This window comes from Bifidobacterium catenulatum PV20-2 (assembly GCF_000800455.1).
GTDB lineage: Bacteria > Actinomycetota > Actinomycetes > Actinomycetales > Bifidobacteriaceae > Bifidobacterium > Bifidobacterium kashiwanohense_A.
The window spans coordinates 1,660,584-1,682,416 of record NZ_CP007456.1 but is presented as its reverse complement, the minus strand read 5'-3'; the positions used below and the strand labels follow the sequence as shown (position 1 = coordinate 1,682,416).

Here is a 21,833-nt window from a genome sequence, read left to right as displayed (position 1 = left end):
AGCAGCACGATTTAGTTGTGTTCTTGCTGATTTTGGCGTACGCTCAGGCGTTCGCTTCAGCTGCGGCTTGGGCCTTGAGCTGCTTATCGGTGTAGAACGGATCACCGCCGACTTCCTGGTCGTCCTTCTTGATCACGAAGAAGCCGTAGACCAGAGCGGCGAACACGATGCCGGAGATGGTGAAGAAGGTCGGACGGTCGCCCATGGCGTCGTGCAGAGCACCCATCGGGGTGGAGAAGATCACCTGTCCGATCTGGGAAGCGATCTGGAAGCCCACCATGTACAGGGTTGCCGACAGCTTGGTATCGAAGTGCAGGGTGAAGTAGCGGAATGCCGGTAGGCAGAATAGCGGAACCTCGATCGAGTGGAACAGCTTGATGATGGAGACGCTGACCGGATCGTGGAACACGCCGCACAGTCCGATACGCAGGAACATCACGGTTGCGCCGAGCAGCAGGGAGTTACGAACGCCGATCTTCTTCATGATGATCGGGACGACGCCCATCATGGCGGACTCGAGGAACACCTGGAAGGAGTTCAGGGTGCCGTAGGTGGCGTTGCCGACTTCAGTGGAGGAGAAGAGGGAAGCGTAGTAGTTAGGGAACATCTGCTGGTCGAACACGGTGTAGAAGGTGTTGGTGAACAGCATGAAGACGATGAGCACCCACAGGGTCGGCATCTTCAGAACGGAGATCATCTCTTTGAAGGATGGGTTGGTTGGAGCCGCGTTCGGATCGGCTTCCTTCTTGAGTTCTTCCTTCTGCTCGGCCGGAACCCAGAAAGCGTAGACGCACAGCATGCCAAGGCCGCAGATGGAGCCGACCCAGAAGTTCAGCAGCGGGTTGATGTTGAACAGGAAACCTGCGCACAGTGCCACGATGGCGTAGCCGAAGGAGCCCCAAGCGCGGGACTGTCCGTATTCGAAGCCGAACTTACGGGAGTAGCGTTCGGTGAGCGCTTCGAACAGGGAGCAGCCGGCCATGAAACCTGCGGAGAGCACGATGGAGCCGATGAGCACGCCGATGAAACGGGTGGTGCCGCCGGCGGTCAGCATCGGGGCATACACGAACTGTACGAACGGGCCGACGAGCGCTGCGATGGCGGAGACGAAGATCACGAGCTTACGCTTGATGCCCAGTTGATCTTGGATGGCGCCATAGGCGAACATGATGACTAGGGTTGCCAAGGAGTTGATGGAGTAGATCTGGCCCTGCTCTGCGGAGGTCATGCCCAGGCCGTGGGTCGGGTCGGTGAGCCAGCGGGAGAAGAAGGACCACCAGATGCCCCACGAGCAGAAGAACATGAAGATGCCGAAGGAGCTCTGCAGGTAGGAAGGATTCTTCCATGCAGATCGAGTGTTGCTTGCCATGTTGTTTTCTCTGTTTCTCTTTGTTGGTGCCGCTGCCGCGCAGCACTTCATTGTTTGACCGATGCTGTGTTGTACCGTCATTCACCCGGCTTCCGTGCCAAGTGAATGAACATGGTTAAATAATAGCGTGTCAAACGATTGACGTCAATCGATTGACGTCAATAATTGCAACGCTTCTCGGAAGTGTTGCAATTAAGCCGAAATGAGGTATAAAAAGAAGGCCTTCGGCGTGTCGCAACAGACATGTCAAAAACCTTCTTGCATGATCTCAAATCAAGGAAATCAGCTTCGGACTGATCCCTTTTCTATCAGCGCACAATGGATCTTCGCGGGAATCGGCGAATCCAACGGTGGCAGGGGAGCGGTGGTGCTCGGCCAGGACGAGCTGTCGACAGGCTTGCGTTCGATCAGCGAAATCAGCTTGCAGGCAGCCCAATAACCCATCTCATAGTGGGGCAGCTCCACTGTGGTCAACTGCGGTTCCAGCGTTTCGGCAAACACGCGGTGGTTGTCGACGCCGACGATGGAAATATCCTTGCCGACAGTCAGTCCACGGCGTGCCGCGCATTCGTACACATACCACGCGCGCGCATCGTTGAAACAGAAGAAACCGTCGGGATTGCGTTCATCAAACAGCTTATCGACGGCGCGCAACGCCGGGCCATTATTGAGTACATTGCACACCAACGAAGGATCGTAGGCAAAACCGGAATCCTGCAACGCCGCCTGATATCCGGCAAAACGACCGTCCTGCGCAATCATGTTTTCCGAACAGCCGAGATAGGCGATCCTCTCACAATCGGCTTGGATCAGCCGTTTCGTGGCATCGTAGGCGATTTGGAATTCGTCTGGCTCGATGCTGGGTATCTGGTTGTCGGCATCGGTGGCATCCACCATCACCACCGGATAATCGCCGAGGGATGCAGGCACGGTCGTAATGCGGTTCGACATTTTCGAATAGAAGAAACCGTCCACGCCATACCGTTTCAATGTGGCGATTTCATTCTCTTCGCTTGCCTTGCCATCGGTGCTGACTGTGATGATCATATACCCGTAGGCGCTTGCCGCATCCTGCGCGCCCAGAATGATGCCGCCTGCATACGGGGTGGTGGCGACTTCCTCGCTGATGAAGCCGAGAATTCGTGTGCGGCAGGTGCGTAGGCTGCGTGCCAGAGGATTGACCGTGTAGCCGAGTGCGTCCGCCTTCTCACGTATGAGCGCGGCCAACGGGGCTTTCACACGTCCCTCATCTCTGCCGTTAAGTACCAGGGAAACGGTGGAAATGGACACCCCTGCCGCTGCGGCAATTTCCTTCATCGTAGTCATAGTCGCTACACTAACCTAAATCAATAAGAAAAGCGCACTATTTTGTAAATAGCGCGCTCTTTTGTTACTCGATACTCTATTGGTCCATCCCGGATTTATTCCGACAGGATTTCGTCCACAAGCGCCTGCTTGGCGTGGATCTGACCTTCGAAACCGGGGCGAATGTCGAGACGGATCACCACGTCGGTGCGATAGCCCTGGCCGGCGAGTTTCATGGTGGCGTCGCGGATCACCTTGAGCACGTCGTCGATATCGCCTTCGATGTTGGTGAACATGGCGTTGGTTTCGCTCGGTAGTCCGGATTGACGGATCACGTCGACCGCCTGCGCTACGTACGTGGATTTTTCAGGACTTGCGCCAGCGGGAGAGATGGCGACCGCAGCAAGCGTGTTGATATACGGTTTGCCGGTTTCCGGGTTGATCGGCACTTCCTGCTTTTCCGCATTGCGATCAAGAGTCATGTTCGTTCCTTTCGTTGCGTTCCTATCGGCTTGATATGGCTTGGATTGTTGAGCGGCGGTCAGCGCCATTTCCAAGCGTGGTCCATCGGTCCGGATCCGTGTCCGAGGTCAAGCTGTGCCTCCAAAGCGCCCGTCAGATACAGTTTTGCACTGTCGACGGCTTCCGGCAATGTTTCGCCAAGCGCCAGGTGCGATGCGATCGCCGACGACAGCGTGCATCCGGTGCCGTGCGTGTTCGGATTGTTGATACGACGCGCGCGGAACCAAGTGACTTTGCCATTCGGCTCAACGAGCACATCGCTGGCATCCTGCGTGCCATGACCGCCTTTGACGAGCACTGCGCAGCCAAAATGGCCGGCAAGCAGATGACCTGCCGTCACCATGTCGTTTTCGCTGGAGATGCTTTCGCCATTCTCATAGTCGATCGCATCGGTGCCCTGCTCAACAGCCAGCTCGCACAATGCTTGGGTTTCCGGCATGTTCGGCGTGATTACGGTGGCGAGCGGGAACAGCTTGGACGTCAATGCGGCGATCGCGTCATCTTCGATAAGCTTCGCGCCGGACGTTGCCACCATCACCGGATCAAGCACAACATTCTCGGCATCATGCGCGGTCAAACGGTCGGCAATCACATTGATGAGCTCCACGCTCGACACCATGCCGATCTTCACCGCGACCGGCGGAATATCGTCGAACACGGCGTCGATCTGCGCGGCGAGCATTTCCGGAGGCGTGTTCGTGACCATCGTCACGCCTGTGGTGTTCTGCGCGGTCAGCGCCGCAATGGCGGTCATACCGAACACACCATTGGCAAGCATGGTTTTCAAGTCCGCCTGAATGCCGGCACCACCGGAGGAATCCGATCCCGCGATGCTCAATACTGGTGCCAAAGTGCTGGTCATGAATGACTCCTTACTTGCTTTTGCTTACTTGTGATATGAAGTGTCGATCACGAACGCCACGGAATCGGATTTGCTGTTGTGTTCGATAACCTGTGCGATATTGCGTGCCATGCTGGTGATATCTTTCACGTCGGTATCTTTGGCCTTCAGCTGGATGAACGTTGCGCCCCCGCGCAGCGCGTCCTCAACCACGCCGGTAATCGGTCGTTCCTTGCAATCTTGCGGGCCGACCACAAAGTAGGCGCTCATAGCGAATGTATCGCGCATCGATTCATATGAATAATTGTTCATATAATCAACCCTTCTCGGTAAGTGGTCCAGAAAGCCTACAATGTGAAACCGGCATTCGTCCGTTTTTCCGCATACGCAATTGCCGAACCCTGCATAACATGCCGCATAGTATGCAGGGCAGCGGCAAAGTCTAGTCGACGACGATTTCAGAGGTGGCGACAGTTTCGGCCGTGACATTCCACAGGGCGTCAAGCAACGCCACCTGGAAGGAGCCTGGGCCTTCGGACTTCGCTTCGGCAATTTCAGAAGCCCGGTTGTATAGCAACGAAGCAGAAATAGCGGCGACAAGCGGTTCTGCCACGGCCAGATACGTTGCGGTAACGCCGCCGAGCGAGCATCCGGCACCGGTGATCTTCGTCACCATCGCGCTGCCGCCGGGCAAACGGAACACATGCTCGCCGTCGGTCACCAAATCAACCGCACCGGAAACAGCCACCGCACCAGCGCCGGTGGGGGAGTGTTTCGCAAGATGGCGGGCCAGCCTCTTGGCCGCATCAACGGCTGCATCGACCTCGTCCACAGCCTCCACGCCGGCCGGACGCGTGCCAGGAACGGTGGAATCGTTTTGCGCAAGACCCCACATCGCATCGAGTGCGATGATCTCACTCGCATTGCCACGCACGATGGTCGGCGGATAGGTGCGGAACGATTCAAGAATGGCGGTACGGGTTTTGCCGATGCCGGCGGCGACCGGATCTAGCACCCACGTCTTGCCGTTCTTGTGCAGTTTGTAAGCGATTTCCGGCAGCGCATCTTTGAAGAATGGCAACAACGTGCCCACATTGATGTAGTTCGATCCAGCGATTTCCGCAGTGTCGATCACATCGTCCGGCAGAAAGCTCATGGCGGCAGTGCCTCCGGCTGCAAGCTGCGCGTTGGCCACAAGATTCATCGTAACGAAATTGGTGAACGACTGCGACAAAGGCGTGGTTGCGCGTACGTTGTTCACTGCCTGCGCAATCCGTTCGCGCAATGCGGTCATATAGGAGTCATCGCTCATTGTCTGCTCCCTACGTTGGTCCTAACCAACAGGTTCAAAGGGTCAGGCATTTGCCTATCTCAGCTTCTGCTTTCGTCGGAAGCCCCCCTGCATGTACCATAACGTGTCCAACCTATACAAAGGCCCTGACACTGGAACGAGCCAGTCGATTCCGGGATCAGGTGAATGCAGCACGTTCTCGTAAATATAGGTGCGTACGTAAATCTCATAGGCAAATCTGAATAAGAAAACCGTGATGACTGACTGCAAGATCTGGTCGCTGCTGCTTGACAACGACACCGTTGAAGACGAGAACGCCACGAAGCGGTAACGCGGGCGGCGTTCTGTCACCGCGTAAAGGTAGGCTTTGCGCTTGTAAAGACCCCAAACCGTTCAAACCAGAAGGTGCATTGTGGCTGTATCCAAACTCGATGAAGTCGTATCCCTCGCCAAACGTCGTGGCTTTGTTTTTCCCGCCGGTGAAATCTACGGCGGAACCCGTTCCGCGTGGGATTACGGTCCGCTCGGCGTCGCGCTGAAAGACAATATCAAGCGTGAATGGTGGCGTTCCATGGTCGTCACCCGTGGCGATGTGGTGGGCGTTGACACGTCCATCATTCTTCCGCCGGCCGTGTGGGTGGCTTCCGGCCACGTGTCCGTGTTCAACGATCCACTGATCGAATGCCTCAACTGCCACAAGCGCCACCGTGCAGACAAGCTTGAGGAATCCTATGCCGAAAAGCATGGCGACAAGCTGCCGGAAAACGGTCTTAAGGATATTGTGTGCCCGGATTGTGGCACCCGTGGCAACTGGACCGAACCGCGCGACTTCAACATGATGCTGCGTACCCACCTCGGACCGGTCGAAGACGAAAACTCGCTGCACTACCTGCGTCCGGAAACCGCGCAGGGCATTTTCGTGGACTTCAAGAACGTGATGACCTCTTCTCGTTCCAAGCCGCCGTTCGGCATCGCCAACATGGGCAAGTCCTTCCGTAACGAAATCACCCCGGGCAACTTCATCTTCCGTACCCGCGAGTTCGAACAGATGGAAATGGAATTCTTCGTGGCTCCGGGCACCGATGAGGAATGGCACCAGTACTGGATCGATGCACGCACCCAGTGGTACATCGATCTTGGCGTGAAGCCGGAAAACCTGCGCCACTATGAGCATCCGAAGGAGAAGCTGGCCCACTATTCGAAGCGCACCGTCGACATTGAATACAAATTCGGCTTCCAGGGATCCGATTGGGGCGAACTCGAAGGCGTAGCCAACCGTACCGACTTCGACCTTTCCGCGCATGCCAAGCATTCCGGCGAGGATCTGAGCTACTTCAACCAGGCCACCGGCGAAAAGTACGTGCCGTACGTCATCGAGCCGGCCGCGGGCCTGACCCGCTCTCTCATGGCCTTCCTCGTTGATGCCTACGACGTTGACGAGGCGCCGAACACCAAGGGTGGCGTCGACAAGCGTACCGTGCTTCGTCTTGATCCTCGCCTGGCTCCGGTCAAGGCCGCCGTGCTGCCGTTGAGCAAGAAGCCGGAGCTGCAGACCGTGGCACATGATCTGGCAGCCGACCTGCGTCAGCATGACTGGATGATCGACTACGACGAGGCCGGTGCGATCGGTCGTCGCTATCGCCGTGAAGACGAAATCGGCACCCCGCTGTGCATCACTGTCGACTTCGACACGCTTGACGATCAGGCCGTCACTATTCGTGAACGTGACACCATGCAGCAGGAGCGCGTCGCACTTGACAAGGTGGCTGATTATGTGGCTGCACGCATCGGTGAGAAGCATGTGCGCTACCCGCAGGTACCGGTCGAGATGGGCGGCGAGGCTTGGCCTGAGTCCGTTAAGATCGCCGAAGCCGGTGGCTTGTACTAAAGCTGGTTACTGGTTACCATAGCGTTCTTATGCCAGATAGCATTGTGACTGCTTACGAGGAATCCGACGTGCTCGACCCGCGTACCGACGCGGTGAGGCCGTCGGTTCCTCCGGTTATTAAGCCTGTTGATTTGGGGCCGGTGCATGTTGAGACGCCGGTGGTTCTTTCGCCTATGGCGGGAGTGACCAACTGGCCGTTCCGCGTGATTTGCGAAAGCTACGGGCCGGACGGTCTGTACGTGGCCGAAATGATCACCGCACGCGCGTTGGTTGCCCGCAATCCCAAAGCATTGCGGTTATGTCATTTCGCTCCCAGCGAGAAAATCCGCTCGCTGCAACTGTATGGCGTGAATCCGGCAATCGTAGAACAAGCCGCGAAAATCGTCATCGACGAAAACATGGCTGACCACATCGACCTGAATTTCGGATGCCCCGTACCCAAAGTGACCAGACGTGGCGGTGGTTCGGCGTTGCCATGGAAGACGGATCTGTTCCGTGAAATCATCCAACGCGTGGTCAAGGTCTGTGACGCGGCCAAGGTGCCCGTTACGGCGAAGATTCGTGTTGGCATCGACCACGAGCATGAGACGTTCCTTGAAGCTGGGCATATCGCGCAGGAGGAAGGCTGCAAGGCTGTTACCCTGCACGCGCGTACCACCGCCGAATATTACGGTGGGCATTCCGACTGGAGCAGAATCGGCGAACTAGTCGAAGCGCTTGATATTCCGGTGTTCGGCAACGGTGACATTTGGGGTGCGAACGATGCACTTGCCATGGTTGCCGAAACCGGTTGCGCTGGCGTTGCGATAGGCCGTGGCTGCCAAGGCAGACCATGGTTGTTTGCCGATATCAAGAATGTGTTCGCTGGCAGCGACAAGCGTGTTGACCCCACGTTAGGAGATGTGTGCCGTGTGGTTGAACGCCATGCGGAACTGTTGACCGAATTCTATGATGGCGACGAGCAGATGGCCGTGCATGATCTGCGTAAGCATATCGCGTGGTATCTCAAGGGATTCCCCGTTGGAGGCTCCACCCGTCGCGCGTTCATGGAATGTGAAAATCTTGAGGATGTCAGAACCGAAATAGGCAAGCTGGATCCCGACACCCGTTTCCCCGAACGAGTGGTCGACAAGCCAAGGGGGCGCGTGCGCTTCGCAAAGAAAGTGCATTTGCCCTACGGGTGGTTGGAATCACGGGAAACGACGCATGATGAACGTCAGGCGTTGTTCGGCGACGATCCTATGGATGCCAGTTATTGAACATGACATGCTGATGTGGTTAAATTGCGTGGGGGCGCCGAGAGAGAATACATCTCAGGCGAAATGAACACGTTAGCAATAAAAAAGTGAAAAAACGTCGTTACACACGACGAAAAGCGCGCGTATTACGGCGTGTCTGCGATAAAGTTGTGCGTAAACGCGAGTGACAGGAGACTATGGTGAGCGAGATTGCCCAGACTGACAATTTCAACGACAAGACGAATATCAAGGTTGTCGGTGTTGGTGGAGCTGGCGGTAATGCCGTCAATCGCATGATTGCTGAGGGTCTTCAAAGTGTCGAATTTATTGCGATCAATACCGACGCGAAGGATCTGATGCGTTCCGACGCTGATGTCAAGATCTCCTTGAACGATGCCACCAGCCGTGGTCTTGGCGCCGGTGCCGACCCAGAGAAGGGCGCCAAGGCCGCTCAGGATCATCAGTCTGATATCGAGGAATCGCTCAAGGGCGCCGATATGGTGTTCGTGACCTGCGGTGAGGGTGGTGGCACCGGTACAGGTGCAAGTCCGATCGTGGCTCGTGCCGCACACCAGCAGGGTGCGTTGACCATCGCGGTGGTTACCCGTCCGTTCGGCTTTGAAGGTCCCCAGCGTGCGGCTTCCGCAGCACTTGGCATTGAGAATCTACGCAAGGAAGTCGATGCGCTGATCGTGATTCCGAACGACCGACTGCTTGAGCTTTCCGATCGCACCATTGGTATCGTCGACGCGTTCAAGACCGCCGACACCGCATTGCTGGCAGGCGTGCAGGGTATCACGGACCTGATTTCCTCTAATTCGTACATTCACGTCGACTTCAACGACGTCAACGCCATTCTTCGTGGAGCGGGCACCGCACTGTTCGGTATCGGTTCCGCTCGGGGCGAGGATCGTGCCACCCAGGCCGCCGAAATCGCCATCAGCTCTCCGCTGCTGGAAGAAAGCATTGAGGGTGCTCACGGAGCTTTGATCAACATTGCAGGTCCGTCCGACCTGAAGCTGCAGGAAGCGGCCGCCGCCACCCAGCTGGTGGGCAAGGCCATCCATCCGGAAGCGCAGATCATTTGGGGTCTTTCTCTCGACGACGCCTATGGCGACGAAGTGCGTGTCACTGTCATCGCCGCAGGCTTTGACGCCAACTCCAAAAAGGCGGCTCAGGCCGATGCCCAGAAGCAGGCCGAGCCTGCTGAAAAAACGATTCCACTGTCGGCGCTGTCCGCGGCTCCGAGAGCGGCGGCTCCTCAGCAGCCTCAGCAGCAGCCTCAGCCTCAGCTCATTCAGACTCCGGAAGCCCCGAAGGTGCAGCCGCTGTCCACCTATATTCCGTCCACTCCGGAACCCGTCGTTCCGTCATTCGATCAGACCACTGAGCATGAAGTGGTGTCTTCGAGCGACGCCGGCGATTTGGATATCCCGGATTTCCTGCGCTAAAAGCAACGCGAAGACGCGAAAGGATCGTTCATGGCAGGTTTTATGAAAAGCGCGATGTCCTATTTGGGCATGACCGACGTTGCCGAGGGTGACGAGGATTTCAGCGAGGAGGATGAGAGCAGCGAAACCTCGTTCGATTCCGACCATTCCGTGACCCCGATGGCTTCGACGCCTGCAGCGACGTCCGCACCTCGCGAGCAGAACAAAGCCAACCCATTCCAAGGAGGAAGGGTGAGCCGTATCACCACGATTCACCCGAAGTCCTATGAGGACGCGCAGCTGGTCGGTCGTGCCATTCGCGACGGCGTTCCGGTGGTGTTGAATCTAACTGGCGTTGCTGAGGCCGTGGCGTATCGTATTGTGGACTTTTCCGCGGGCGTGGTTTTCGGCGTGCGTGGCTCCATCGAGCGTGTCACTCCGCGCGTGTTCCTGCTGAGCCCAGCTCAGGTGAACATCAAGGTTGAAGAGCCGCAAGCAAATAACTCGTCGCACGATCTGTTCGCCGACTGACGTAGACGAAAGCCATTGCGAAAGCAGACTGCGCAAAGCCTCTATCAGCCATGATGGAGGCTTTGTTATGTTCTGTTGCTATGGTGGTACTCCATGATTCTGTCTTTGATTGGTAGCATCGTCCACTTTCTGGTTAATGCCTACATTCTGGTGCTGTTCATTCGCATGATCCTCGATTGGGTTGCCGTGCTGGCTCCGTTGTGGCGTCCACGGGGGTTGGTGGCATCGCTGATCGACGCCATTTACCAGCTGACGGAACCGCCGCTGCGCTGGCTACGCCAATATATCCGCCCTATTCCAATGGGTCCCATCTACTTCGATGTGGCATTCATCGTTCTTTATTTCATTCTCATTGTCATTGATTTCCTCATTTAATGCATGTCAAATGCCGATTTTTCGCAAAAAATCGGTGGTTCCGTGCTAGAGTCAACAAATGAAAGCAACAACAGCAAGGCATCAAGCCCAAAGCGAGGTGTAAGATTTATGGCTCTGTTGACGCCGAAAGATATCAGAGAGCATACTTTTCAGACCGTAAGGTTCAAAGAGGGGTATGACGTCGACGAAGTCGACGATTTTCTCGATCAGGTAACCGAGACGGTGGAGGCTCTAGGCAAGCAGGCGGTCGCCAGCGGCCAGGCCACTCAGTCCCTCGGCCCGGATGTTGCGGGGCTCAACTCCAAGATTTCCGAGCTCAGCGCTCAGGTTCAGTCCCTGCAGCAGGAGAACGCGACATTGAAGTCCGCCTCCGAACAGGCAGCTGGCGCTGGAGATCAGGCAGCTCAGGCCGCACAGGTCGCAGCAGCCAAACTCACTGAGGCTGAGGAAAGCAACCGTGCCCTGTCGGCTCAGAATGAACAGCTCAAAGGTCAGGTGGATCGTCTGTCTGCGCAGGTTGACCAGCTCACCGCTCAGGCGGCTGAGGCAGCAGGCCAGGCAGATTTGGGCGAGCAACTGACCGCCATGCAGCATGAGCGCGACGCATTCCGCGCACAGACCGAAGACCTGTCCCGTCAGCTGGCTTCCGCCCAGCAGCAGGTTGTGGTGGCCCAGCAGCAGGCCGCTGAGATCCAGCAGCTCAATGCAAGGCTTGATGAAGCTCAGCAGCAGGTCGCCCAGGCCCAGCAGCTCACGCAGCAGCATGCGGCACAGTCCCAGCAGCAGGATGAGCGTGCTCAGCAGCAGGCCGTGCAGATTCAGCAGCTTGCCCAGCAGCTGCAGGAATCGCAGCAGCGTGAAGCCCAGCTGCGCGAACAGGTCGCTAAGGTTGAGCCGAGCACCGAAACCGGTAGCCTGCAGAAGATTGCAGGAGCTGCAGCCAGTGCCAATACGGAGCCGGAGCGTGCCACCGCCATGCTGACCTTGGCCATGCAGTTGCATGACCAGTATGTTGACAAGGGTAAGGCCAAGGCCAAGGAAATCACCGATGAGTCCCAGCGCAAGTATGACGAGCTCATCGGCAACGCCAACGACTACTCCAACCGTACTCGTTCCGAAGCTGACAACTATTCCGAAAGCACCCGTTCCGATGCTGATCAGTATTCGGCCGACACTCGTGCCAAGGCTGATGGTTACCTAAGCCAGAAGACTCAGGAAGGTGACGCGTACTTGGCTAAGCGTGCCAAGGAAGGTGACGCGTACTTGACCAAGCGTGCCAAGGAAGGCGATGATTACCTGGCACAGCGCACTCAGGAGGGTAACGCTTACTTGGATCAGAAGACTCAGGAAGGTGATGCCTATGTTGCGCAGAAGACTCAGGAAGGCGATGCCTATCTTGCGCAGAAGACGCAGGATGGCGATGCTTACTTGGATCAGAAGACTCAGGAAGGCGACGCCTACCTTGTGCAGAAGACGCAGGATGGCGATACGTACTTCTCCACGAAGCACAACGAAGCCGACGAATACGAGTCCGAAGTGCAGAAGCGTGCCTTCGACTACGATTCGAAGACCCGTACCGCAGCCGACGACTATGCCCAGCAGGTCCACGACAATCTCGAAGCGCAGACCAAGGTCATCGAGGGCAACATTCAGGGCCTCAAGCAGTTCGAAACCGAATACCGTGCGCGTCTTACCGAATTCCTCGGCCAGCTCGTGTCGCAGGTGTCTGACACGAACAACTATGATCAGGATTCCCAGAACGACTGAGATTAGGCTGTGTCTGACATCATGACAAATGATCAAAGACGGCTGCGCACTCGCGTGGCCGTCTTTGCGTGTATCGCCGTTGCGGCGCTGGTACTTGATCAGATCACCAAGGCATGGGCACAGTCGGCGCTTGCCGACGGGCATACGGTACGTGTGATTCCGGGGATTCTTTCATTCACGTTGGTGCATAATCCGGGCGCGTCCTTGGGTATGGGATCCAACATGACGTGGTTGATTTCCCTGCTTGCCATTGTGGCTTGCGTGGTGCTGGTGGTACTGGAGATCCGTACCATTTCCATGAAATGGACGGTGGTGTTCGCTCTTGCGTTCGCCGGAGCGTTAGGCAATCTCATCGACCGCGTGGCATATGCCGAAGGTTTCCTCAACGGCAGAGTCATCGACTTTCTCAACTACGGATGGTCGGTCGGCAATGTCGCTGACATTTTCCTGATGGTGGCTGGCGTTGCCGCAGTCGTGCTGCTGTTCGTAGGAGAACCGTTCAGCCAGAAGGAACTTGACGAACGGAACAAGGAACAGATGGAACGGATGGCTGGAGAGAAGAGCGCATGAGCCGTCTTGTTCCCGCACCCGACGCGCTTGTCGGCAAACGTTTCGATGTCGCCGTTGCCAAAATGCTAGGCATTTCCCGTGCCAAGGCAGCGGAACTCATCGAAAGCGGGCAGGCACGTGTGCTTGGCCGTGACATTTCTAAATCGTCGACCCTGCAATCAGGCGAAACCGTGGAATTCGATATTGTCGAGGAACGAACCGAGCCTGAACCGATCGCACATGATATGGCCGTGGTCTACGAAGATGACGATTTGGTGGTGGTTGACAAGCCGGTGGGTGTGGCGGCTCATGCTTCCGTCGGCTGGACAGGTCCGACGGTGCTCGGCAGTCTGCTTGACAGGGGAGTGCACATCACCTCTTATGGCGCTGCAGGGCGTCAAGGCATCGTATCCCGCCTCGACGTGGGCACATCCGGTTTGATGCTCGTATGCAAGTCCGATCTCGCCTACGTGGAAATGCGCAGGCAATTCGCCGAACATGAAGTCGTGAAAACCTATCATGCGCTCGTGCAAGGCAATCTCAGGGAAAACAAAGCAACCATCGAAGCACCGATCGGTCGCGCCAAAGTCTCTGATTTCCGTTTTTGCGTGACGCCCGCCGGCAAAGAGGCCGTCACCCATTGGGATGTGATGGAACGCTTCGGTGAGGCGACACTGGTTTCCGTGAACCTTGAAACAGGGCGCACGCATCAGATTCGCGTGCATTTCTCATCCATCGGGCATCCGCTTGCCGGAGACGCCATGTATGGCGCCAATCCGCAACTGAGCGAAACGTTGGGACTGGAGCGGCAGTGGCTGCACGCGATGCAACTCGAATTCCGCCATCCGCGAACTCGTATCTGGACTACGGTGAAATCGCATTATCCAGCTGATTTGCAGCATGCGCTTGATGTGATGCGCGGTAGGCACGACACACAAGGCAAGCCCGAAGCGTGAGTGCACGTCACCAATCACCGGTAGATTGGAGTGCATGGCTACTTCCGGAAATTTCGTACAACTGCATAATCACACGCATTATTCGCTGCTTGACGGCGCATCGAAAATTCCGGATCTGGTCAAGCGCGCCAAAGAACTCAATATGCCCGCAGTCGGCATCACCGACCACGGTAATATGCATGGCGCGTACGAAATGTGGAGCACCGCGGTCAAAGAGGGCGTCAAACCAATCATCGGCATCGAAGCGTATGTGACGCCGGAAACCGCGCGACAGGATCAAACCCGCGTCAGCTGGGACACCAACTGGAATCCCGATATTGATCCGCAGCATCGCCGGCGCAACCCCAACGACGTATCCGGCGGTGGCCTGATCACCCACCTTACGATGTGGGCCGAAACCGACGAAGGCCTCGTCAATCTTATGAAAGCGTCCACCGATGCGAATCTTGAGGGCCGTGTCATGCGATACCCCCGAATGGATAAGGAAATCCTTGCCAAATATTCCAAAGGCATCATCGCATCTTCCGGATGCCCGTCAGGAATCATCCAAACGCGACTGCTGCTCGGCCAGTTCGATGAAGCATTGCGTGCCGCAGGGGAATTGCAGGATATTTTCGGACGCGACAATTTCTATATCGAATTCATGGATCACGGTCTGAAGATCGAAAAGCAAGTGACCGATGGTCTGCTGGACATCGCGAAAAAGCTGAACGCGCCGCTGCTTGCCACCAACGATTCGCATTACGTGCGTGCCGAAGACGCTGGCTCGCAGGATGCCATGCTATGCATCAACTCGGGTTCCACGCTGGACGAGCCGGGACGATTCAAATTCGACGGAACCGGCTACTACCTGAAATCCGCCGAAGAAATGCGCGAACTATTCAAAGACATTCCCGAGGCGTGTGACAACACGTTGGAAATCGCCGAACGCTGCAACGTCATGTTCGACGATCATGAGGACGGCGCGTTCATGCCGCAATTCGACTGCCCGGAAGGCTGGGACGAGACCTCGCTGTTCCTGCGGAAAGTCGAGGAAGGCTTGGAACAGCGCTATGACGGGCATCCGCCGATCGAAGTGCTCAAGCAGGCCGATTACGAATGCGGTGTGATCTGCCAGATGCAGTTCTGCGGTTACTTCCTCGTGGTGGCCGACTACATCAATTGGGCTAAATCGCATGGCGTTATGGTGGGGCCGGGCCGTGGATCGGCGGCAGGAGCCATGGTGGCGTACGCCATGGGCATCACCGAACTCGACCCAATCAAACATGGCCTGATCTTCGAACGATTCCTTAACCCGGAACGTGTGTCACTACCTGATATCGACGTCGATTTCGATCCGGATGGCCGCGGCCGCGTGCTTGATTACGTCGGCGACAAGTACGGTCGAGACAAGGTCGCGCAATGTGTGATCTACGGCACTATCAAAACCAAGCAGGCGCTGAAGGATTCAGCGCGAATCATGGGCTACGAATTTTCCATGGGCGAGCGCATCACCAAGGCGTTGCCGCCGGCGCAGACAGGTGGCAAGGATATTCCGTTGCGCGATATTTTCGAGCCGACGTCGAAGCGTTATGCGGAGGCTCGTGAATTCCGTGAATTGTATGATTCCGATCCGGATGCGAAGCGTGTTACGGATGAGGCGATGGGTATTGAGGGTCTGATTCGTCAGACCGGCGTGCATGCGTGCGCCACGATCATGGGTAGCGAGCCGATTTCGAATACGTCGCCGTTGCTGGAACGTACCGATGGTACGGTTACGACCACGTTGGAATATCATACGTGTGAAACGCTTGGTTTGGTCAAGATGGATTTTCTTGGTCTTTCCAACTTGACGGTTATTCGCGATACGTTGAACAATATCGAGGCGAATGGCAAGGAACGTATCGACCATACGAAGATTCCGTTGGATGATCGTGCCACGTACGATCTGTTGTCGCGAGGTGACACGCTTGGCGTGTTCCAGTTGGATTCTGATGGTATGCGTTCGTTGCTGAAAACGTTGAAGCCGAATAACTTCAACGATATTTCCGCATTGATCGCGTTGTATCGTCCTGGTCCGATGGATATGGATTCGCATACGAATTATGCGAAGCGTAAGAATGGTTTGCAGAAGATCACGCCGATTCATCCTGAGGTGGCTGAGCCGCTGAAGGAGGTGCTTGATGAGACGTATGGTCTGATTGTGTACCAGGAGCAGGTGCAGTCGGCTGCGCGTATTTTGGCTGGTTATTCGTTGGGCAAGGCAGATGTGCTTCGTCGAGCGATGGGTAAGAAGAAGCCTGAGGTACTAGCCAAGGAGAAGGTGCCGTTCTTCGCGGGCATGAAGGAGCATGGGTATTCCCAGGAGGCGGCCCAGGCCGTGTGGGATATTTTGGTGCCGTTCTCAGGCTACGCGTTCAATAAGGCGCATTCGGCCGCATACGGTTTGATTTCGTATTGGACCGCGTATTTGAAGACGCATTATCCGGTGGAGTTCATGGCGGCTTTGCTGCAGGGTGCGAGTACGAACAAAGACAAGACCGCGTTGTATTTGGGTGAGGCTCGCCGCATGGGCATTCAGGTGTTGTCGCCTGATGTGAACGAGTCGGTGTACGAGTATTCCGCTGTCGGCGATGTGGTGCGTTTCGGTCTTGGCGCCATTCGTAATGTTGGCAAGGCTGCGGTTGACGCGATTGTCAAGGAACGTGAGAACGATCATGGCAAGTATGTGAATTTCCCTGATTTCATCAAGCGTGTGCCGATGGAAGCGTTGAATCGACGATTGGTTGAATCGTTGATTAAGGCTGGTGCGTTTGATTCGATTGATCCGAACCGTCGTGCGTTGTTTACGATTCATGAGGCTGCGATCAATTCGGTGGTCGGTTTGAAACGTAAGCAGGCTGAGGGCCAGTTTGATTTGTTCGCTGATTTGGAGGATTCCGGCGAAGATGATGCCGGCATGGGTGATGCCATGGTGAGCGTGCCTGACGTGGAGGAGTGGGATAAGAAAACCAAGTTGAATTTCGAGCGTGAAATGCTTGGTTTGTATGTGTCCGACCATCCGTTGAGCGGCATGCAGTCGATTCTGGTGTCGTTGAGTGAAATGTCGATCGCGCATCTGATCGATCGTGCCGCGAATATGCCTGACGGCCAGCAGGTGACGGTGGCTGGCTTGATTACGAATGTGGATCGTCGCGTGTCGAAGAAGGGCAATCCTTGGGCGATTGTGACGATTGAGGATTTGGAAAGCTCTATCCAGTGCATGTTCTTCGGCAAGGTATATGAGGCCGCCGCTCCCGAACTGGCGGTCGATACGGTGGTGCAGATTCGTGGACAGGTCGAAAAACGCGATGAGACGGTGAGCATGCGTGCCACGGAATTCAACGTGCCGACGTTGGAGGCACAGGATGAGAAGCCGGTGACGATTATGCTGCCGCCGATCGCGCTTGACCAATCGCATGTGCAGCAGTTGGGGCAGATTCTCTCAAATCATCCTGGGCCTTGCGAAGTGAAGCTCGCGTTGATGGACGATAAGGGCAACGCCAAGGTACTGACGTTCGGCGACCGTTTCCGCGTGCGCCGCGACACGAGTCTGTTCGCTGAGATCAAAATCCTTTTCGGTCCCAGTTCTCTGCCTTTGGGCTGAACGGTCGTGGGGATGATGCCGAAAGTTCAGCCGAATATCTCACTATGCGGCTGAACTTGAGACGCGCGGGCGTTCTCGTGACATCACGTTGTTACCATGGGGCGTTATGAGCGAAGAAAACTATATGCGAATCATTGACCTGCGTGGCAAGAAGCTGACCCGAGCTGAAATGCTGGGGGCTATGCCTCGCGCCGAGATGGGCACCAACGAGGCGACCGATCTCGTGCAGCCCATTCTTGACGATGTGAAGGCCCGCGGTGCTGCGGCCCTGCGTGACTTCGCAGAGAAATTTGACCATATCCGTCCGGAGAATCTGCGCGTGCCGGTGGAAGCCATGAAGGCCGCCGTCGACGAGTTGGATCCGGAAGTGCGTGCCGCCATCGAAGAGTCCGTGCGTCGTTCCCGCGCCGTGTCCGCTTCCCAGGTGCCGGCACCGTTCCACACCGATTTGGCTGAGGGCGCCCGCGTTTCCGAACGTTGGATTCCGGTGCAGCGTGTCGGTCTGTATGTGCCTGGCGGCAAGGCCGTCTACCCGAGCTCCGTCATCATGAACGTGGTTCCGGCACAGGCCGCCGGCGTGGAATCCCTCGCCATCGCAACCCCGCCGAGCCGTAACAATGCCGACGGTCTGCCTGACAAGACCATTCTCGCCACCTGCGCCATTCTTGGCGTTGATGAAGTGTATGCGGTCGGCGGCGCTCAGGCCGTGGCCATGTTTGCCTACGGCGCCAAGGGTTCCGAACCGCAGGACGGCGAGATCCTGTGCGATCCGGTCGACAAGATTACCGGTCCGGGTAACATTTTCGTCGCTACCGCCAAGCGCATGGTGTCGGGCATTGTCGGTATCGACGCTGTGGCAGGACCGACCGAAATCGCCATCATCGCAGATAAGGGTGCCAACCCGAGCTGGCTGGCCGCCGATTTGATCGGCCAAGCCGAGCATGACGAACTCGCCGGTTCCGTGCTCATCACCGACAGCGAAGAGATTGCCGAACAGGTGCAGGAGGATCTCAAGTACCGCGTGCCTCGCACCGAGCATTCCGAGCGTGTGAACACGTCGCTGCGTGGTCGTCAGTCCGGCATCATCCTTACCGATGGCATCGAACAGTCCATCGACGCGGCCAACGCGTATGCCGCCGAACACCTTGAGGTCCAGACCGCCGACCCGGATGCCGTGATCGCCAAGATCCGCAACGCCGGTGCCATCTTCCGTGGCCCGTACTCTCCGGTGCCGCTGGGCGACTACATGTCCGGCTCCAACCACGTGTTGCCGACCTCCGGCACTGCACGTTTCGCTTCCGGCCTAGGCGTGCACACCTTCATGAAGCCGGTCGAAGTCATCGAATACGACGAGCAGGGTCTGAAGACCCTCGCTGCTCGCGTGAACGCCTTCGCCGTTTCCGAAGATCTGCCGGCACACGGCGAAAGCGTGCTAAGCCGCTTCATCGACGATCCGTACAACAAGGAAACCATCAAGGAACAGGAAGAGCAGGCAGGCCTTCGATGAGTGAGACTTCCAGCAACGCCATTCCGGCATATCTTCCGCTGCGCAACGATCTGATCGGCGAAGAGCCGTACGGTGCGCCGCAATTGGACGTGCCTGTATGCCTCAACGTCAACGAGAATCCGTATGCGCCGGAACCGGCAGTGGTCGAAACCATCGCGCAGCGAGTCAAGGAAATCGCCCCGACTCTCAACCGTTACCCGGATCGTGAGCATATCGCGTTGCGTCAGGCATTCTGCGACTATCTCGAACGCGAGTCCGGCGTCAAGCTGGAAGTCGACCAGCTGTGGGGTGCCAACGGATCCAACGAGATCATGCTTCAGCTGTTCCAAGCTTTCGGCGGTCCAGGGCGTATTGCGCTTAGCTGCGATCCGACGTATTCGATGTATCCGGAATACGCCCGCGACACGTTCACCACGTGGAAGCTTGCACACCGCAACGAGGATTTCTCGCTGAACGTGGACGCGACCATCAAAGCCATCGAAGACGTCAAGCCGGCCATGATCGTGCTTGCCAGCCCGAACAATCCGACTGGCACGCCGCTGAAGATGGACGATCTCAAGCGCGTGCTCGAAGCCGCCAAAACCGCTGAAGTCGAAGGTGCCGCCGAAGGCGTGCATCCGGTGGTCGTGGTGGACGAAGCCTACATCGAATTCCGTGATCCGGGCACGCCCACCGCGCTCGAACTCATCGGTGAGTATGAGAACCTCGCAGTGAGCCGAACCATGAGCAAGGCGTTCGCCTTCGCGGGCGCACGAGTCGGCTACCTGGCTGCCAACAAGGGCATCATCGACTGCGTACGCATCGTGCGCATGCCGTACCATCTGTCGGCCGTCACCCAAGCAGCCGCCCTCGCCGCATTCGAACATACCGACGAGCAGCTCAGCCGCGTGGCACACCTGCGCGACACCCGTAATCAGACTGCAGCATGGCTCAAGGAACAAACCTACAAGGGTCAGCCGCTCGAAGTGGCTGAAACGCAGTCAAACTTCATTCTGTTCGGCGGGCATTTCGACAATCGCGACCGCATCTTCGATGAATTGCTCAAGCGTGGCGTGCTCATCCGCACCGTCGGCCCCGACGGTTGGATGCGCGTGTGCATGGGCACCGATGAGGAAATGGCGCGTTTCCGTGAAGCCTTGGTCGAAGTGTTGCGTATTGTGGAACAAGACTGAGCATATACGGGATTGAACCAACACAACAGGACCGAACATTTTCCAAAAGGAGTCGCAACATGGCGCGTACCGCAACCATCGTTCGTGAAACCAGCGAATCCAAAGTCGAGCTGAGCCTGAATCTCGACGGCACAGGCAAAACCGACATCGACACTTCGGTGCCGTTCTACAACCATATGATGACGGCACTCGGCAAGCATTCGCTGATCGACCTGACCATCAAAGCCACCGGTGACACCGACATCGACGCGCACCACACCGTCGAAGACATCGCCATCGTGTTCGGCGAAGCATTGAAGCAGGCATTGGGAGACAAGCGCGGCATCCGTCGTTTCGCCGACGCCACCGTGCCGTTGGATGAGGCGCTCGCCAAGGCTGTGGTCGATATTTCCGGGCGTCCGTACTGCGTGTGCACCGGAGAGCCGGAAGGCTTCGAATACTGCATGATCGGCGGACATTTCACTGGCTCGCTCGTGCGTCACGTTATGGAATCCATCGCGATGCATGCCGGAATCTGCCTGCATCTGCAGGTGATTTCCGGTCGCGATCCGCACCACATCGCCGAAGCCGAGTTCAAGGCCTTGGCGCGTGCGCTGCGTTTCGCCATCGAGCCGGATCTGCGTGTCGACGGTATTCCGAGCACGAAGGGCGCTCTGTGATGAGCGACGATCGAAATAACGATTTCGACGATTTCCAAGGATTCGACGAATCAAAAGATTTTGGTGACCTTAACGCTGACGGCATGCATTTCAGCGAAGAGGAATTGGAAGCGGCTATGGCCGGTTTCGAGCAGGAATTCAAAGATGCCGAAGCAACCAAGGATGAGCGGGCGGACAATCCGCCATCTGAAGCTTCCGACAATGCGGAATCCTCCGAATCCTCGGGAATCGACGACATGCTCAACGCGGCTGAGGATTCGTTGAAATTCGAAGACGAGCTGCAGGGACTGCTTGGCAATCGCGCGAAAGTGGCAGTGATCATCACCAGACTGACCTCGCCACGATTGCTGTCGGCATTCTGCGAATTGTCCGATATTTCCGCGCAATGCATAGGATCGGCGCAAGGTGCTGTCGCGGTGCTGCGCAATCTCGACGGAGACGGTCCGGAAGCGGCGGTCAAAGACATGACGATCGTCGTTGCCGGCATGCCCGCGATTCTTGCCGTCAACCGTGCGGACAAGCTCGAAGCGACGATGTACGTGGAAGGCAAGGCGGGCAAAACCTTCGCTCCGCCGGTGCTATTCACCTCCACCGCGCCGTTCGTTGAGGATCTCATGCTTGGCATCACCGATATGAACGCGCTGGAACAGGCGGATATGACCATTTTCGATTCCGCCGACCTCGATCGAGATGCGGCAATGAGCATTATCGCCGAGCATACGCGGTTCGGACGCGGCACATCAAGCATCAGTTAACGACGGCAAGCGTGAGACATCCTGCCGAACATGCGTTATGCGACACAAGACGA

18 protein-coding genes, 1 pseudogene and 1 riboswitch are annotated in these 21,833 nt (G+C 56.8%); of the genes and pseudogenes, 13 read left to right on the top strand and 6 right to left on the bottom strand.

Annotated elements, in window-relative coordinates:
• Positions 1 to 43 precede the first annotated feature (43 nt).
• From AH68_RS07400 to thiM, 6 genes and pseudogenes are all read right to left on the bottom strand, one after another.
• Positions 44 to 1,369 carry an MFS transporter gene (locus AH68_RS07400; protein WP_039199004.1) on the bottom strand — a complete coding sequence of 442 codons (1,326 nt, stop codon included), beginning with the start codon at positions 1,367 to 1,369 and terminating at the stop codon, positions 44 to 46.
• Between the two features lie 282 nt (positions 1,370 to 1,651).
• Positions 1,652 to 2,695, bottom strand: coding sequence for a LacI family DNA-binding transcriptional regulator (locus AH68_RS07395; RefSeq protein ID WP_039199002.1), 1,044 nt, complete (start codon positions 2,693 to 2,695; stop codon positions 1,652 to 1,654).
• Positions 2,696 to 2,790: 95 nt separating this feature from the next.
• Positions 2,791 to 3,156 (bottom strand): thiamine-binding protein, encoded by a 366-nt coding sequence (locus tag AH68_RS07390; RefSeq protein ID WP_004220731.1) that lies wholly within the window; start codon positions 3,154 to 3,156, stop codon positions 2,791 to 2,793.
• Positions 3,157 to 3,215: 59 nt separating this feature from the next.
• On the bottom strand, positions 3,216 to 4,058 hold the full coding sequence (gene thiD, locus AH68_RS07385; protein ID WP_039199000.1) for a bifunctional hydroxymethylpyrimidine kinase/phosphomethylpyrimidine kinase: 843 nt from the start codon (positions 4,056 to 4,058) through the stop codon (positions 3,216 to 3,218).
• Positions 4,059 to 4,100: 42 nt separating this feature from the next.
• Positions 4,101 to 4,349: pseudogene (locus AH68_RS07380) on the bottom strand (thiamine phosphate synthase); the annotation flags it as partial.
• 130 nt (positions 4,350 to 4,479) lie between these two features.
• Positions 4,480 to 5,349, bottom strand: a complete 870-nt coding sequence (gene thiM / locus AH68_RS07375) for a hydroxyethylthiazole kinase (protein ID WP_039198998.1) — start codon at positions 5,347 to 5,349, stop codon at positions 4,480 to 4,482.
• A riboswitch (TPP riboswitch) is annotated at positions 5,340 to 5,448 on the bottom strand. (Overlaps the previous gene by 10 nt.)
• Positions 5,449 to 5,740: 292 nt before the next feature.
• Between thiM and AH68_RS07370 the strand changes: the two genes are divergently transcribed.
• From AH68_RS07370 to AH68_RS07310, 13 genes are all read left to right on the top strand, one after another.
• Complete coding sequence (locus AH68_RS07370; protein WP_004220693.1) at positions 5,741 to 7,216, top strand: glycine--tRNA ligase; 1,476 nt, start codon at positions 5,741 to 5,743, stop codon at positions 7,214 to 7,216.
• Positions 7,217 to 7,245: 29 nt separating this feature from the next.
• Positions 7,246 to 8,475 carry a tRNA dihydrouridine synthase DusB gene (gene dusB / locus AH68_RS07365; protein WP_081995905.1) on the top strand — a complete coding sequence of 410 codons (1,230 nt, stop codon included), beginning with the start codon at positions 7,246 to 7,248 and terminating at the stop codon, positions 8,473 to 8,475.
• A gap of 176 nt (positions 8,476 to 8,651) precedes the next feature.
• Complete coding sequence (ftsZ, locus tag AH68_RS07360) at positions 8,652 to 9,905, top strand: cell division protein FtsZ (RefSeq protein ID WP_039198995.1); 1,254 nt, start codon at positions 8,652 to 8,654, stop codon at positions 9,903 to 9,905.
• Between the two features lie 30 nt (positions 9,906 to 9,935).
• Positions 9,936 to 10,415, top strand: coding sequence for a cell division protein SepF (locus tag AH68_RS07355; protein WP_039198993.1), 480 nt, complete (start codon positions 9,936 to 9,938; stop codon positions 10,413 to 10,415).
• Between the two features lie 93 nt (positions 10,416 to 10,508).
• Positions 10,509 to 10,790, top strand: a complete 282-nt coding sequence (locus AH68_RS07350; RefSeq protein WP_039198991.1) for a YggT family protein — start codon at positions 10,509 to 10,511, stop codon at positions 10,788 to 10,790.
• Between the two features lie 108 nt (positions 10,791 to 10,898).
• Complete coding sequence (locus AH68_RS07345) at positions 10,899 to 12,557, top strand: DivIVA domain-containing protein (protein WP_039198989.1); 1,659 nt, start codon at positions 10,899 to 10,901, stop codon at positions 12,555 to 12,557.
• Between the two features lie 21 nt (positions 12,558 to 12,578).
• On the top strand, positions 12,579 to 13,127 hold the full coding sequence (locus tag AH68_RS07340; protein WP_039199962.1) for a signal peptidase II: 549 nt from the start codon (positions 12,579 to 12,581) through the stop codon (positions 13,125 to 13,127).
• Complete coding sequence (locus tag AH68_RS07335) at positions 13,124 to 14,062, top strand: RluA family pseudouridine synthase (protein ID WP_039198987.1); 939 nt, start codon at positions 13,124 to 13,126, stop codon at positions 14,060 to 14,062. The genes AH68_RS07340 and AH68_RS07335 overlap by 4 nt, the downstream gene beginning before the upstream one ends.
• A gap of 34 nt (positions 14,063 to 14,096) precedes the next feature.
• The gene (dnaE, locus tag AH68_RS07330; RefSeq protein WP_039198985.1) at positions 14,097 to 17,687 is read left to right on the top strand and encodes a DNA polymerase III subunit alpha; all 3,591 of its coding nucleotides are present in this window, start codon (positions 14,097 to 14,099) and stop codon (positions 17,685 to 17,687) included.
• A gap of 124 nt (positions 17,688 to 17,811) precedes the next feature.
• Entirely contained in the window at positions 17,812 to 19,194 is a 1,383-nt protein-coding gene (gene hisD / locus AH68_RS07325) for a histidinol dehydrogenase (protein ID WP_173405881.1), read from the top strand.
• Positions 19,191 to 20,366 carry a histidinol-phosphate transaminase gene (locus AH68_RS07320; RefSeq protein ID WP_039198981.1) on the top strand — a complete coding sequence of 392 codons (1,176 nt, stop codon included), beginning with the start codon at positions 19,191 to 19,193 and terminating at the stop codon, positions 20,364 to 20,366. Before hisD ends, AH68_RS07320 begins: the two co-directional genes overlap by 4 nt.
• A gap of 59 nt (positions 20,367 to 20,425) precedes the next feature.
• Complete coding sequence (gene hisB / locus AH68_RS07315) at positions 20,426 to 21,025, top strand: imidazoleglycerol-phosphate dehydratase HisB (RefSeq protein ID WP_039198979.1); 600 nt, start codon at positions 20,426 to 20,428, stop codon at positions 21,023 to 21,025.
• On the top strand, positions 21,025 to 21,780 hold the full coding sequence (locus AH68_RS07310; protein ID WP_039198977.1) for a hypothetical protein: 756 nt from the start codon (positions 21,025 to 21,027) through the stop codon (positions 21,778 to 21,780). The genes hisB and AH68_RS07310 overlap by 1 nt, the downstream gene beginning before the upstream one ends.
• Positions 21,781 to 21,833 lie beyond the last annotated feature (53 nt).

Bases quoted from the DNA above. Each gene is read 5' to 3' on its own strand.
- AH68_RS07400 (WP_039199004.1), bottom strand. From the start codon at position 1,369: ATGGCAAGCAACACTCGATCTGCATGGAAGAATCCTTCCTACCTGCAG.
- AH68_RS07395 (WP_039199002.1), bottom strand. From the start codon at position 2,695: ATGACTACGATGAAGGAAATTGCCGCAGCGGCAGGGGTGTCCATTTCC.
- AH68_RS07390 (WP_004220731.1), bottom strand. From the start codon at position 3,156: ATGACTCTTGATCGCAATGCGGAAAAGCAGGAAGTGCCGATCAACCCG.
- thiD (WP_039199000.1), bottom strand. From the start codon at position 4,058: ATGACCAGCACTTTGGCACCAGTATTGAGCATCGCGGGATCGGATTCC.
- thiM (WP_039198998.1), bottom strand. From the start codon at position 5,349: ATGAGCGATGACTCCTATATGACCGCATTGCGCGAACGGATTGCGCAG.
- dusB (WP_081995905.1), top strand. From the start codon at position 7,246: ATGCCAGATAGCATTGTGACTGCTTACGAGGAATCCGACGTGCTCGAC.
- ftsZ (WP_039198995.1), top strand. From the start codon at position 8,652: ATGGTGAGCGAGATTGCCCAGACTGACAATTTCAACGACAAGACGAAT.
- AH68_RS07355 (WP_039198993.1), top strand. From the start codon at position 9,936: ATGGCAGGTTTTATGAAAAGCGCGATGTCCTATTTGGGCATGACCGAC.
- AH68_RS07350 (WP_039198991.1), top strand. From the start codon at position 10,509: ATGATTCTGTCTTTGATTGGTAGCATCGTCCACTTTCTGGTTAATGCC.
- AH68_RS07345 (WP_039198989.1), top strand. From the start codon at position 10,899: ATGGCTCTGTTGACGCCGAAAGATATCAGAGAGCATACTTTTCAGACC.
- AH68_RS07340 (WP_039199962.1), top strand. From the start codon at position 12,579: ATGACAAATGATCAAAGACGGCTGCGCACTCGCGTGGCCGTCTTTGCG.
- AH68_RS07335 (WP_039198987.1), top strand. From the start codon at position 13,124: ATGAGCCGTCTTGTTCCCGCACCCGACGCGCTTGTCGGCAAACGTTTC.
- dnaE (WP_039198985.1), top strand. From the start codon at position 14,097: ATGGCTACTTCCGGAAATTTCGTACAACTGCATAATCACACGCATTAT.
- hisD (WP_173405881.1), top strand. From the start codon at position 17,812: ATGCGAATCATTGACCTGCGTGGCAAGAAGCTGACCCGAGCTGAAATG.
- AH68_RS07320 (WP_039198981.1), top strand. From the start codon at position 19,191: ATGAGTGAGACTTCCAGCAACGCCATTCCGGCATATCTTCCGCTGCGC.
- hisB (WP_039198979.1), top strand. From the start codon at position 20,426: ATGGCGCGTACCGCAACCATCGTTCGTGAAACCAGCGAATCCAAAGTC.
- AH68_RS07310 (WP_039198977.1), top strand. From the start codon at position 21,025: ATGAGCGACGATCGAAATAACGATTTCGACGATTTCCAAGGATTCGAC.